11 protein-coding genes are annotated in these 13681 nt (G+C 47.0%); 6 read left to right on the forward strand and 5 right to left on the reverse strand.

Annotated features, from left to right (window positions below):
* Window positions 1-138 precede the first annotated feature (138 nt).
* Window positions 139-4605 (forward strand): glutamate synthase large subunit, encoded by a 4467-nt coding sequence (gene gltB / locus HH682_RS09435; protein WP_214237318.1) that lies wholly within the window; start codon window positions 139-141, stop codon window positions 4603-4605.
* Window positions 4606-4614: 9 nt separating this feature from the next.
* On the forward strand, window positions 4615-6033 hold the full coding sequence (locus HH682_RS09440; protein WP_214237319.1) for an FAD-dependent oxidoreductase: 1419 nt from the start codon (window positions 4615-4617) through the stop codon (window positions 6031-6033).
* Window positions 6034-6153: 120 nt separating this feature from the next.
* Here HH682_RS09440 and sspB read toward each other — a convergent pair whose 3' ends face one another.
* From sspB to zapE, 5 genes are all read right to left on the reverse strand, one after another.
* Window positions 6154-6636 (reverse strand): ClpXP protease specificity-enhancing factor, encoded by a 483-nt coding sequence (gene sspB / locus HH682_RS09445; RefSeq protein ID WP_214237320.1) that lies wholly within the window; start codon window positions 6634-6636, stop codon window positions 6154-6156.
* Window positions 6637-6651: 15 nt separating this feature from the next.
* Window positions 6652-7281 (reverse strand): stringent starvation protein SspA, encoded by a 630-nt coding sequence (gene sspA, locus HH682_RS09450; protein ID WP_214237321.1) that lies wholly within the window; start codon window positions 7279-7281, stop codon window positions 6652-6654.
* 287 nt (window positions 7282-7568) lie between these two features.
* Window positions 7569-7961 (reverse strand): 30S ribosomal protein S9, encoded by a 393-nt coding sequence (gene rpsI, locus HH682_RS09455; protein WP_048911352.1) that lies wholly within the window; start codon window positions 7959-7961, stop codon window positions 7569-7571.
* A gap of 15 nt (window positions 7962-7976) precedes the next feature.
* Complete coding sequence (rplM, locus tag HH682_RS09460; protein ID WP_214237322.1) at window positions 7977-8405, reverse strand: 50S ribosomal protein L13; 429 nt, start codon at window positions 8403-8405, stop codon at window positions 7977-7979.
* A gap of 238 nt (window positions 8406-8643) precedes the next feature.
* Entirely contained in the window at window positions 8644-9780 is a 1137-nt protein-coding gene (gene zapE, locus HH682_RS09465; protein ID WP_214237323.1) for a cell division protein ZapE, read from the reverse strand.
* 199 nt (window positions 9781-9979) lie between these two features.
* On the opposite strand from zapE, the gene zapG reads away from it, so the two are divergent.
* From zapG to argR, 4 genes are all read left to right on the forward strand, one after another.
* On the forward strand, window positions 9980-10378 hold the full coding sequence (gene zapG / locus HH682_RS09470; RefSeq protein ID WP_214237324.1) for a Z-ring associated protein ZapG: 399 nt from the start codon (window positions 9980-9982) through the stop codon (window positions 10376-10378).
* A gap of 13 nt (window positions 10379-10391) precedes the next feature.
* Window positions 10392-11768: a Do family serine endopeptidase gene (locus HH682_RS09475; protein WP_275957710.1), complete on the forward strand. Its 1377-nt coding sequence runs from the start codon at window positions 10392-10394 to the stop codon at window positions 11766-11768.
* Between the two features lie 84 nt (window positions 11769-11852).
* Window positions 11853-12914 (forward strand): outer membrane-stress sensor serine endopeptidase DegS, encoded by a 1062-nt coding sequence (gene degS / locus HH682_RS09480; RefSeq protein ID WP_214237368.1) that lies wholly within the window; start codon window positions 11853-11855, stop codon window positions 12912-12914.
* A 273-nt stretch (window positions 12915-13187) separates the two neighbouring features.
* Complete coding sequence (gene argR / locus HH682_RS09485) at window positions 13188-13658, forward strand: transcriptional regulator ArgR (RefSeq protein WP_214237325.1); 471 nt, start codon at window positions 13188-13190, stop codon at window positions 13656-13658.
* Window positions 13659-13681: the final 23 nt, after the last annotated feature.

Consider the following 13681-nt stretch of genomic DNA (forward strand, 5'->3'; position numbering starts at 1 on the left):
GGCATCGTAATTTAGGTCCGCCAACGCCACAGGGGCTAACGCGAATTTACTCTCCTAACCATTACCCTAGCCCATGCAGCGTTACCTGTAGCAAAGTGCTGGAAGAAAAGGGCCGCAGAGCCCGTGGAGGTTGACTCAATGTTGTATGATAAATCCTTTGAGAAGGATAACTGTGGCTTCGGACTTATTGCCCATATAGAAGGCGAACCCAGCCATAAAGTTGTCAGAACGGCCATCCATGGTCTCGCGCGTATGCAACACCGAGGCGCAATTCTTGCCGATGGAAAAACGGGTGATGGATGCGGACTGTTGCTGCAAAAACCAGACCGCTTCTTTAGGTATATTGCTGAAACGCAAGGTTGGAGGCTAGCTCGTAACTATAGCGTCGGCATGCTTTTCCTCAATAATGATCCCGAAAAAGCCGCTATTTCACGTAAAATTATCGAAGAAGAAGTCCTACGTGAAACCCTCTCTGTTGTCGGTTGGCGTGAAGTGCCCATTAACCGCGATGTACTTGGCGAAGTCGCCCTCTCTTCCCTACCCGTTATCGAGCAGCTTTTCATTAATGCTCCTGCTGGTTGGCGCCCACGTGATATGGAACGCCGCCTTTATATGGCGCGCCGTCGTATCGAAAAACGAGTGGAGGCGTTAGGGGACACTGAATTCTATATTTGTAGCCTCTCTAACCAAGTCAATATTTATAAAGGCTTGTGTATGCCTGCCGATCTACCGAGATTCTATCTCGATTTGGCTGACTTACGCCTAGAGTCTTCTATTTGCTTATTCCACCAGCGTTTTTCTACCAATACCGTTCCGCGCTGGCCATTAGCTCAGCCATTCCGTTATATGGCTCACAACGGTGAAATCAATACCATCGCGGGTAATCGCCAATGGGCAAGAGCGCGCGCTTATAAATTTAATACACCATTGATTCCTGATCTGCAGACTATCGCCCCGTTTGTGAATGAAACAGGCTCAGACTCAAGCTCGATGGATAACATGCTGGAGCTATTTTTAAACGGAGGGATGGACTTGATCCGTGCCATGCGTTTGTTGGTTCCGCCCGCATGGCAAAATAACCCAGATATGGATCCCGATTTACGTGCCTTCTTCGATTTTAACTCCATGCATATGGAGCCTTGGGATGGGCCGGCGGGGATCGTGATGTCGGATGGTCGTTACGCTGCCTGTAACCTTGATCGTAACGGTTTACGCCCCGCTCGTTACGTGATCACTAAAGATAAACTCATCACTTGTGCATCTGAAGTCGGTATTTGGGATTATCAACCCGATGAAGTGGTTGAAAAAGGCCGCGTTGGCCCAGGCGAATTGATGGTCATTGATACGCGTAATGGGCGTATCCTGCACTCGGCAGAAACAGACAATGATCTAAAAAGTCGCCATCCATATAAGACCTGGATGGAGAAAAACGTTAAGCGCTTGGTCCCTTTTGAAGAGCTTCCTGAAGACCAAGTGGGTAAACGTCAACTTGATGATGTACAGTTAGCCACTTGGCAAAAACAGTTCGGCTACAGCAGCGAAGAGTTGGATACCGTCATTCGAGTGCTTGGCGAAAATGGACAAGAAGCCGTAGGCTCAATGGGCGACGATACCCCCTTTGCCGTACTGAGCAGTCGTCCACGTATCATTTATGACTATTTCCGCCAGCAATTCGCGCAAGTGACTAACCCACCTATCGACCCTTTACGTGAGAGTCACGTAATGTCGTTGGCAACCTGTATCGGTCAAGAGATGAATGTCTTCTGTGAGGCAGAAGGCCAGGCACATCGTGTGAGTTTCAAATCACCCATCTTACTCTATTCAGATTTTTCACAGCTGACACAATTAGACAGTCAATATTACCGCGCTGATACGATAGATTGTACGTTCAATCCGGCTGAAGAGACGTTAGAGGCCGCTATCCATCGCTTAAATGATCAAGCAGAAAATAGGGTTCGCGAAGGTACGGTGTTACTCGTACTGTCCGATAGACATATTACGGCAGAAAGGCTCCCTGTTCCTGCCCCAATGATCGTCGGGGCGGTTCAAGCCCGCCTGGTGGAAAAAAGTCTTCGCTGTGATGCCAATATCATTGTCGAAACTGCTTCGGCCCGCGATCCACACCACTTTGCTGTCCTGCTTGGCTTTGGCGCAACGGCTATCTATCCATGGTTGGCTTATGAAACCTTAGCAAAAATGGCTGACAGTGGCATCATCGACCACGATTATCGTAAAGCAATGTTGAACTACCGTAATGGTATCAATAAAGGCTTATACAAAATCATGTCGAAAATGGGTATTTCAACTGTTGCCTCCTACCGTTGCTCGAAATTATTCGAAGCCGTGGGTCTGCACACTGATATTACTCAGCTCTGCTTTCAAAATGTGACCAGCCGTATCGGCGGTGCGAATTTCAGCGACTTCGAACAAGATCTGTTGAATCTATCTAAACGTGCGTGGTTAGCCCGTAAGCCTCTCGATCAAGGCGGGTTATTAAAATACGTCCACGGCGGCGAATATCACGCTTATAACCCCGATATCGTTAACAGCTTGCAGCGTGCGGTAGAGAGTGGCGAATATGCCGACTATCTCCACTATGCCCAGCATGTGAATAATCGTCCTGCTGCGACGTTGCGTGATTTACTGGCGCTTAAGCCGAGTGAAAACGTCATCAGTATTGATGACGTTGAACCGGCAACTGAACTCTTCAAACGCTTTGATACCGCAGCAATGTCGATTGGGGCCCTCAGCCCTGAGGCCCATGAAGCTTTAGCTGAGGCGATGAACAGCATCGGTGGCTTCTCTAACTCTGGCGAAGGCGGAGAAGATCCGGCTCGCTACGGTACCAACAAAGTCTCTCGGATTAAACAAGTTGCTTCCGGACGTTTTGGTGTGACACCAGCCTATTTAGTCAACGCTGATGTTATTCAAATTAAGGTTGCGCAAGGAGCCAAGCCAGGCGAAGGCGGCCAATTACCGGGCGATAAAGTCACCCCCTATATTGCACGGTTGCGCTATTCAGTTCCCGGTGTAACCCTAATTTCACCGCCACCTCACCATGATATCTATTCAATTGAAGATTTGGCGCAGCTGATTTTTGACCTTAAACAAGTGAATCCTAAGGCGCTGATTTCCGTAAAACTGGTATCAGAGCCAGGCGTTGGGACAATCGCAACCGGTGTAGCAAAAGCCTATGCCGACTTAATCACGGTTGCCGGCTACGACGGAGGAACCGGTGCAAGCCCGCTTACCTCGGTAAAATATGCGGGTTGCCCTTGGGAACTTGGTCTAGTGGAAACTCAGCAAGCGCTAGTTGCCAATGGTTTACGTCATAAAATCCGTCTACAAATTGATGGCGGACTAAAAACCGGCCTCGATATCATTAAAGCGGCAATTCTCGGTGCAGAGAGCTTTGGTTTTGGTACAGGACCCATGGTGGCTTTAGGCTGTAAATACCTTCGTATTTGTCACCTAAATAACTGTGCGACAGGCGTTGCAACACAAGACGAGAAATTACGTAAGAATCACTATCATGGTTTACCGTTCAAAGTGACCAACTACTTTGAATTCATTGCCCGTGAAACCCGTGAAATCATGGCATCTTTAGGGGTGAGTCGTTTAACGGATCTGATTGGTAGGACTGACTTACTGACTGCATTGAACGGTTTCACGGCAAAACAACAAAAGCTTAATTTAGGCTCGCTGCTCGAAACCGCAACCCCGGTTGCAGGCAAGGCATTACATTGCACAGAATCGAATCCACCTTTTGATAAAGGAACGCTTAACAAAGCTCTGTTAGAACAGGCCCTTCCTTACATTGAGACTAAGCAAAGTAAGCATTTTTACTTTGATGTCAAAAATACTGATCGCTCAGTTGGCGCGACCTTATCCGGTGCTATTGCCCAGCGCTACGGCGACCAAGGGCTAGCCAGTGATCCGGTTCAAGTTCACCTAAACGGTACCGCAGGACAAAGTTTTGGTGTCTGGAATGCTGGTGGGCTCGAAATGATCCTGACCGGGGATGCCAACGACTATGTTGGAAAAGGGATGGCTGGCGGCCTCTTGGCCATTCGTCCTCCTATTGGGTCAGCCTTCCGTAGCCATGAAGCCACTATTGCTGGCAATACCTGTTTATATGGCGCGACGGGTGGGAAACTATTTGCTGCGGGTCGTGCGGGCGAACGTTTTGCAGTACGTAACTCTGGTGCAATCACCGTTGTCGAAGGAATTGGCGATAATGGCTGTGAATACATGACAGGTGGCGTTGTTTGCGTTATAGGTCGCACAGGCGTCAACTTCGGTGCTGGCATGACGGGTGGTTTCGCATACGTTCTGGATGAAGATGGTGAATTTCGCAAACGCGTGAATAGCGAGTTAGTCGAGGTCCTTGATGTCGCCTCACTGCCTATTCATGAGGAGCACCTGCGAGGCTTAATCACCGAGCACGTGCAATATACGCAGTCGAGCCGTGGCGAAGAGATCCTTGCGCATTGGTCGAACTGGGCAGAGAAATTTATGCTGATCAAACCTAAGTCAAGTGATGTGAAGGCACTGCTTGGACACCGCAGCCGGTCGGCGGCAGAATTACGAGTACAGGCGCAGTAAGGAGTGACAATGAGCCAGAATGTGTATCAATTTATTGACTTACAGCGCGTTGATCCTCCAAAGAAACCGCTGCAACTCCGTAAAATAGAATTTGTTGAAATCTACGAGCCCTTCTCTGAAGGGCAAGTTAAGGCGCAAGCCGATCGCTGCTTAGATTGCGGTAACCCCTATTGTGAATGGAAATGTCCCGTACATAACTACATTCCCAACTGGCTGAAGTTAGCCAATGAAGGCCGCATTATTGAAGCTGCAGAGCTCTCTCATCAGACGAATAGCCTGCCTGAGGTCTGTGGCCGCGTCTGCCCACAAGATCGCTTATGTGAAGGCTCCTGTACGCTTAATAATGATTTCGGTGCCGTCACTATTGGAAATATTGAACGTTATATCAATGATAAAGCGATGGAAATGGGCTGGCGTCCCGATATGTCGCATGTTAAGTCGGTCAATAAGCGTGTCGCCGTGATTGGTGCCGGTCCAGCCGGACTTGCCTGCGCCGACGTACTGACGCGAAATGGTGTGAGCGTGACCGTTTTTGATCGTCATCCCGAGATTGGAGGGCTATTAACCTTTGGTATCCCTTCTTTCAAACTTGAAAAAGACGTTATGATTAAACGTCGTGAACTATTTGAAGGGATGGGGATTGAGTTCCGACTAAACGTTGAGGTTGGCCAAGATATCACTATGCAAAGCCTTATCGATGAGTACGACTCAGTATTCCTAGGGGTCGGAACCTACCAATCGATGCGAGGCGGCCTGAGTAATGAAGAGGCTGAAGGCGTTTACGATGCATTACCCTTCCTTATCGCCAACACCCGTAAAACCATGGGCTTTGAAGCCCTAGCTGAACAACCTTATCTCGATATGCAGGGTAAGCGTGTCGTGGTACTTGGCGGGGGCGATACGGCGATGGACTGTGTGAGAACGTCGATTCGTCAAGGTGCGACGAATGTTATCTGTGCGTATCGTCGTGATGAAGCCAATATGCCAGGCTCACGCCGCGAAGTGAAGAATGCGCGGGAAGAAGGGGTCGATTTCCAGTTTAACTTACAACCGCTAGGCGTAGAGATTGATGGCAGTGGAAAAGTGATTGGGGTCAAAATGGTCCGGACCGAAATGGGCCCAGCGGATGCCGCTGGTCGTCAGCAAGCTCAATCTGTAGCAGGGTCAGAGCATGTTATTGCCGCCGATGCAGTGATTCTCGCTTTCGGTTTCCGTCCACACAGTATGCCTTGGCTTGCTGAGTTCAACGTCGAACTTGATGCAACCGGACGAATTGTGGCACCCGAAGCCGCTAATAATGCTTTCCAAACGAGCCACCCAAAAATCTTTGCAGGCGGAGATGCGGTAAGAGGATCTGATCTGGTCGTTACGGCGATTGCCGAAGGCAGAAAAGCCGCTGAAGGTATCCTCGATTACCTTGAGGTATAGAGAGAAAAAATAACGCATGGTTGCGTAATACCGATCAGATAAGGATCGGTTAAACGAAAAAATGCCAGTCAGTGTTAACTGACTGGCATTTTGTATGATTGCGCTCTTTTTTTGCCGATATTATTTAACGACACGTAATGCTGGACGACCGCCTTTAGGTGGAGGAGTATCGTCATCATCGCCATCGGTATGCTCAGTCTCACCATCACCATCAATAACTGACATCTTAGGCTCATGAGCGACCTCAAGGTCTACGTTGGCCTCTACATCATCATATTGCGGTTCAGGTTCAAACATGGTCCCTGCGCCGTTTTCACGGGCATAGAGCGCCATGACGGCAGCCAGAGGGACAAATACTTGACGTGGAACGCCCCCAAAGCGCGCATTGAAACTGACATATTCATTGCCAAGTTCCAAGTTCCCCACTGCACGAGGTGCAATGTTAAGAACGATTTGCCCATCGCGAGCAAATTCCAGAGGCACTTCGACACCGGGAAGATTAATGTCGACCACTAGATGCGGCGTTAGCTCGTTATCTAGCAACCAATCATAGAATGCCCGCAGTAAATACGGACGGCGCGCCGTTAAATTTGTCATATCCATAAGTATAAGCCTCGGTTAGAGACGCATTTCACGCTCAGCTTCTGTAAGAGAAGCGAGGAATGAATCGCGTTCAAAGACACGATTCATATAGCCTTTAAGATCTTTAGAGCCGGCTCCTGATAAGTCGACACCTAATGAAGGTAAACGCCATAGCAGTGGTGCAAGATAGCAATCAACTAAGCTAAACTCTTCGCTTAAGAAATAAGGAGTGCGTGCAAACAGCGGTGCGATCGCCAGTAGCTGTTCACGTAATTGTTTACGTGCTGCATCCGCTTCGTCACTCGAGCCTTGTTCAATTTTGAACAGTAGGCTGTACCAGTCTTGTTCAATACGGTGCATCATCAAGCGACTTTCACCGCGTGCAACAGGGTAGACAGGCATCAATGGTGGGTGCGGGAAACGCTCATCCAAATATTCCATAATAATTTGAGACTGATACAACGTCAGCTCACGATCTACTAAAGTTGGAACGGTGCAATACGGATTAAGATCGATCAGATCTTGTGGAAGATTTGACTTATCCACCTGTTCAATTTCTACACTCACACCTTTCTCAGCCAGCACAATACGTACTTGGTGGCTATAGATATCAGTGGGTCCAGAAAACAGTGTCATTACCGAACGTTTGTTGGCAGCGACAGCCATGAAAACCTCCACATATACTTATAAGAGCTGCGATTAACCATCTAAATTACGGATGGCAGACAATAGACCATAAACTGCGCGATAGTTTACCAGAAATTGAAGCCTTTGTGGGCAACCTTTCGATCTTGCTGCTAACTTCGATAATTTGATGAGGTTTTGTAAGGAAAAAGTGATAATTAACAGTTAACGGGCAATCACTGTTTAGTGTTTTTTCTCGGTTTAACGATAATAAAAAACCCGCCGAAGCGGGTTTTTTCGAAAAGACATCGCTGCAGAGCAGCCATGAATTAACGCTTAGAGAACTGTGGACGACGACGTGCTTTACGCAGACCGACTTTCTTACGTTCAACTTCACGCGCATCACGAGTAACAAAGCCCGCTTTACGTAGTTCAGAACGCAGAGATTCGTCATATTCCATCAGAGCGCGAGTGATACCGTGACGGATCGCTCCTGCCTGACCAGAAATACCACCACCTTTAACAGTGATGTACAGATCTAATTTACCAATCAAATCAACCAGTTCCAGAGGTTGACGCACGACCATGCGTGCAGTCTCACGACCGAAATATTGCTCTAAAGAGCGTTGGTTGATTACGATGTTTCCGCTACCCGGCTTGATAAAGACGCGTGCGGAAGAGCTTTTGCGGCGACCTGTGCCGTAGTTTTGAGTTTCAGCCATTGCCATTGATCCCGATTAAATGTCCAGAACTTGCGGTTGCTGTGCCGCATGGTTGTGCTCGTTGCCCGCGTAAACTTTCAGTTTACGGAACATTGCACGGCCCAGAGGGCCTTTCGGCAGCATGCCTTTTACCGCGGTTTCAATGACACGCTCAGGAGCACGAGCAATCATTTCTTCAAAGGTCGCTTGCTTGATACCACCGATGTGACCAGTGTGGCGATAGTAGATCTTGTCGCTACGTTTGTTACCTGTTACAGCAACTTTGTCAGCGTTAAGAACGATGATGTAATCACCAGTATCTACGTGCGGAGTGAATTCCGCTTTATGTTTACCACGCAGACGACGAGCCAGTTCAGTCGCTAAACGACCTAAGGTTTTGTCAGTTGCGTCAACAACATACCAGTCGCGTTTGACGGTTTCTGGTTTAGCTGTAAAAGTTTTCATCTAAAAGCTTACCCAAATATAAGTTACACGTTGGTGAAATCCCAAACGCTATTAACGGTTGAGGCTCACACGACCATTTTGCCAGTAAGCCTACCCCTTCGGATAGAACTACCGGAACACAAAGGTTTTTGGGAATAAAACCATTTGTTGTAACGTGGGGTCGCAAGATTATAAAGAAGTCGACATCAAAAATCGACTTCTTTTATCATTAATTCGCAACTCCACGCGGTTTTCTGCCTTACGGCAAATGAGGAAGGCGCAAATACTCTTCGCTTTGCATCTCCTGAAGACGAGATAAGCAACGTTGGTATTCAAATTTCAATTGATTACCTTGATAGATATCTTCCAACGCCACTTCCGCAGAAACGACAAGTTTAACATGTCTTTCGTAGAATTCATCTATCATTGCAAGAAATCGACGTGCGTGATCTTCGGTCTGGGGGGTTAATTGCCGTACGTCGAGTAATAAAACGGTATGAAACTGCTGAGAAAGCGCGATGTAGTCGTGTTGACTGCGGTTTTCACCACATAACACGCTAAATCGAATCGCTAGAACACCTTCCGCGACATGCTCGGTCTTCATGGCACGGTGATTAATCTCCAGTACCGGTGAAGGAGCTTGCGCAAACTCACTCCCTGAGAGATTTTTGAATAGCGACCCAATCGCTTCGTGGGTCTCGTCGTTAAGCGGTGATTTCCAGAGATGAGCCGCCGTAAGTGCGCGTAAGCGGTAGTCTACTCCTGCATCAACATTCATGACTTGGCAATGTTTCTTTATCTGCTCAATGGCAGGTAAAAAGCGCGCGCGCTGCAATCCATTTCGATAGAGCTGGTCGGGGGGGATATTCGAGGTAGCCACCAAGGTAATTCCCTGTTGAAACAACGCTTCCATTAAGGTACCAAGCAACATAGCATCAGTAATATCAGAGACAAAAAACTCATCAAAACATAATAGATCCGTCTGCTCGCGAAAGCGCTCGGCAATTATAAGCAAGGGATCACTATGGCCTTGTAGCTGGCTCAATTCCTCATGAACCCGCAGCATAAAGCGATGGAAATGCAACCGTAATTTACGGTCGCCCGGAACGGATTGGTAAAACATATCCATGATCCAGGTTTTACCTCGACCCACTCCTCCCCACATATATAAGCCTTGAACCGGTTGTTCGCTGCTCTCACTACGCTGGAAAAGTTTTGAAAAGCGGCCTAAAAGCCCTTTTTTATCCGTCGATATTGTACCCGTTTGCTGACGGGCGATTAACGCTTTTTGGATACTATCAAGTTCAGTTACCGCGGCTTTTTGTACATCATCGGGCTGGTAGTCGCCCTGCTCAAGTGCTTGTTGGTAACGAGCCAGTGGAGAAATGGTTTGCATAGTGGGTACCGTTAAGAGATTCAAAGACAACAATCACAACGTTGAAAACCGCTATACAGTACGCCAGGTTAACTCAGGATTCCACATCCTGAGCATTAACAGGTATAGTGAGGTAAACTATTTTCGACTAGCATCTTACCTAAAATAGGTAATTGCTTATCGTCGTCCCCTTAGAACAACGGATATTATGGGAGTCATTATGACCTGGGAATATGGGCTTATCGGATTAATTGTCGGCGTAATCGTTGGAGTTGTTATCACACGTTTTGGTAGCCGTAAACTGCGTGATCAGCACGCGTTACAGTACGAATTAGAAAAAACCAAAGATGAACTCAAAGAGTTGAAACAAGAACTAAATGGTCACTTTACTCGTAGTGCTGAACTGCTCGAAAATATGTCACAGAATTACCAAGAGCTTTATCAACATATGTCGAGCACCACTAAAGAATTATTACCAGAGCAAGCGGCACAAAGTAACCCGTTCATTTGGCAGCAGAGTGCAAAAAGCGCTGAATCTGATAATGGATTAGCGGAAATGCCGCGAGATTACTCTGAAAAATCGTCAGGCTTACTAAGAAGTTCTAACACTGATAAATAATCGTTGAGGGTCAATGATGAAAAAAAATCGTACCCCCTTAGCGCTAGCAATAGCGCTGAGTATTAGCTTGGGTATGGCTTACCTACCAGCTTCGTATGCGACTTTACCTGCACAAGTTGGTGATCAGCCCTTACCTTCCCTCGCGCCAATGCTTGCTAAAACGCTGCCTTCTGTCGTCAGTGTTCAAGTCAGTGGTACGACGACGGAAAGTCAAGATCAGCAACTTCCAGAGCCCTTAAAACGTTTTCTTGGCCAAACTCCCCAACCGCAACAGCCAACACCGTTTCAAGGTTTAGGATCAGGTGTCATCATTGACGCTAAAAATGGCTACATTCTTACTAATAATCATGTGATTAACGGCGCGGATAAAATAACCGTTCAGTTAGGTGATGGGAATGAGTACCCTGCGAAACTGGTCGGTCATGATAGCCAGACAGATATTGCCCTTATCCAAGTTAAGAATGCTAAAAATTTAGTGCCAATCAATGTGGCGGATTCCGATGCATTACAGGTCGGCGACTTTGCCGTTGCGATTGGTAACCCTTATGGTTTAGGGCAAACGGCGACCTCTGGGATCATTTCTGCACTGGGACGCAGCGGCTTAAATATTGAAGGCCTAGAGAATTTTATTCAGACCGATGCGGCCATTAACCGCGGGAACTCTGGCGGTGCTTTGGTAAACTTAAAAGGTGAGTTGGTGGGGATCAATACCGCCATTCTGGCAGCCAGTGGAGGGAATATCGGTATTGGCTTTGCCATCCCTTCCAATATGGCCATGAACCTTGCCCACCAACTGATTAAAAACGGTAAAATTACCCGCGGACAACTTGGTCTGAAAGGCACTGAGATGTCTTCTGATATGGCGAAAGCTTTCCATGTTGATGTGCAACGTGGTGCGTTCGTTGCTGAAGTCTTACCTCACTCAGCTGCAGCGAAAGCAGGCATCAAAGCCGGTGACATTATCACTGGCTTAAATGGTAAACCTATCACCAGTTTTGCCGAACTTCGCGTCAAGGTGGGAACCAGCGCTCCAGGCGATAAAGTGACGCTGACTTTACTGCGTGACGGTAAATCGATTAATACCGAAGTGACCTTGGAACAAACTACGTCAGAGGCGACGCCAACCACTATCGATATTCCAGCCTTGCAAGGTGCAGCATTCAGCGATGGGTTGACACAGAGTAAAGCAAAAGGCATCAAAGTCGACAGCGTTACCCCGTCTAGCCCAGCCCAGCAGATCGGTTTACATACTGGAGACGTCATTACGGCAATTAACCGCCAACGTGTTGATTCCCTTGATGCGATGAATAAGATTTTAGCGACCAAACCCCCGGTAATCGCCATGAGTGTCATGCGCGGTACAGATAATCTCTTTTTACTGCTTCGCTAACCCCCAATAAGGATAGGTACAGAGGTGCGTACCTATCCTTCTCATGGTATTCTGCAGCAACCTCTCCTTGGCAATCTAATTAGCATGTTATTTAAATTACTTCGTTCAGCGCTTATCGGCCTCGTTGTCGCCATAATTCTACTTTTCGGTATGCATTTTTTGCGTAACGGTGGCGCACTGTTTTCGAATAATGAGACACCTGCTAATACCCAAGAATCTGTATTTAGTTTCAGCCAGGGTGTACGTCGGGCAGCACCGGCGGTAGTGAATGTCTATAACCGTAATTCTCAGACACAAGGCCGGAGAGACTTCACCACCTTGGGTTCGGGTGTCATCATGAACCAGCGCGGTTATATTCTGACTAATCGTCACGTTATCAGTAATGCCGATCAGATTATCGTGGCATTACAAGATGGTCGCTTTTACGAAGCAACGCTGGTCGGTTCTGATGCCATGACCGATCTGGCCGTACTCAAAATATCTGCACCAAGCTTACCAATTATCCCTATCAACGATAAACGTAATCCCCATATTGGCGATGTCGTCATGGCTATAGGTAATCCTTATAATCTTGGGCAAACTGTTACCCAAGGCATTATTAGCGCCACAGGGCGCGTTGGTTTGAGTTCGTCTGGACGCCAGAATTTTCTACAAACTGATGCCTCAATCAACCAAGGTAACTCGGGAGGGGCGTTAATAAACTCATTGGGTGAGCTTATGGGTATCAATACACTCACCTTTGATAAGAGTAATGATGGCGAAACGCCTGAAGGTATTGGATTCGCGATCCCAACTCCGCTAGCGATTAAGATTATGAATAAACTTATTCGTGATGGCCGCGTTATCCGAGGCTTTATAGGTATCACCGGACGAGAAATTCCCCCGATGCATGAACAAGGAAATAGCTACGAAAATTTACAAGGGATTATTGTTACTAAAGTGACGGGGCCAGCCGAATTGGCGGGAATAAAAGCGAATGATCTTCTGCTTAGTGTGAATAAAAAACCCGCGGTTTCAGCACAAGAAACGATGGATCAAGTTGCAGAGATCCGCCCTGGTTCAGTTATCGATGTACAAATTCTTAGACAAGGGCAGAAAAAAGTACTGCCTGTCACCATTCAAGAATTTCCACAGGATAGTGACTAATCATTTCTCTTAGTAATCGATCAATCAGTTAATGAATAATAAATCGATTTACTCAGGGAGGTATCATAAATGCCTGCCGTATGTCTTGTGGTATCGTGATGTGTAAACGCAGTATTCAACCATTTTTTTATTTATAGATGGGATATAATCCCTTGGTATGATCACTTATTAAGATTAATTCTCTATAAGTTATTTTTCTATTCAGAGAGATTATTGAATAAAAATTCAGCAAGATGCATAATAATCTCACTTCCCCTATTTCAAAGGTTTTTTATGCGAACCCCTTCTAAACAAGATGATCTGGTACGAGCCTTTAAGGCACTTCTTAAAGAAGAAAAATTTAGCTCTCAAAGTGAAATTGTTCATGCACTGCAAGAAGATGGGTTTCAGAATATCAACCAATCAAAAGTGTCGCGAATGCTGACTAAATTTGGCGCGGTCAGAACACGCAATGCCAAAATGGAGATGGTCTATTGTTTACCCGCTGAATTAGGTGTTCCGACCACCAGCAGCCCGCTAAAAAACTTAGTGACGGATATTGACTACAATGACGCGTTAGTCGTTATACGTACCAGTCCTGGTGCAGCTCAACTGATCGCTCGCTTGTTGGATTCGTTAGGTAAGTCAGAGGGGATTCTGGGCACTATTGCGGGCGACGACACAATCTTTATTACGCCCTCTCGCGGGTTTACCGTAAAAAAACTCCATATCGCCGTACTCGCACTCTTTGAACAAGAACTTTAGCCCCGGCTATGGGCAAGTAAACT

It is taken from the genome of Rosenbergiella gaditana (assembly GCF_018494065.1).
GTDB lineage: Bacteria > Pseudomonadota > Gammaproteobacteria > Enterobacterales > Enterobacteriaceae > Rosenbergiella > Rosenbergiella gaditana.

Excerpts from the sequence above, each read along its gene's own strand:
- HH682_RS09475 (WP_275957710.1), top strand. The coding sequence starts at position 10,392 with ATGATGAAAAAAAATCGTACCCCCTTAGCGCTAGCAATAGCGCTGAGT.
- gltB (WP_214237318.1), top strand. The coding sequence starts at position 139 with ATGTTGTATGATAAATCCTTTGAGAAGGATAACTGTGGCTTCGGACTT.
- zapG (WP_214237324.1), top strand. The coding sequence starts at position 9,980 with ATGACCTGGGAATATGGGCTTATCGGATTAATTGTCGGCGTAATCGTT.
- degS (WP_214237368.1), top strand. The coding sequence starts at position 11,853 with ATGTTATTTAAATTACTTCGTTCAGCGCTTATCGGCCTCGTTGTCGCC.
- rpsI (WP_048911352.1), bottom strand. The coding sequence starts at position 7,961 with ATGGCTGAAACTCAAAACTACGGCACAGGTCGCCGCAAAAGCTCTTCC.
- HH682_RS09440 (WP_214237319.1), top strand. The coding sequence starts at position 4,615 with ATGAGCCAGAATGTGTATCAATTTATTGACTTACAGCGCGTTGATCCT.
- rplM (WP_214237322.1), bottom strand. The coding sequence starts at position 8,405 with ATGAAAACTTTTACAGCTAAACCAGAAACCGTCAAACGCGACTGGTAT.
- argR (WP_214237325.1), top strand. The coding sequence starts at position 13,188 with ATGCGAACCCCTTCTAAACAAGATGATCTGGTACGAGCCTTTAAGGCA.
- sspB (WP_214237320.1), bottom strand. The coding sequence starts at position 6,636 with ATGGATATGACAAATTTAACGGCGCGCCGTCCGTATTTACTGCGGGCA.
- sspA (WP_214237321.1), bottom strand. The coding sequence starts at position 7,281 with ATGGCTGTCGCTGCCAACAAACGTTCGGTAATGACACTGTTTTCTGGA.
- zapE (WP_214237323.1), bottom strand. The coding sequence starts at position 9,780 with ATGCAAACCATTTCTCCACTGGCTCGTTACCAACAAGCACTTGAGCAG.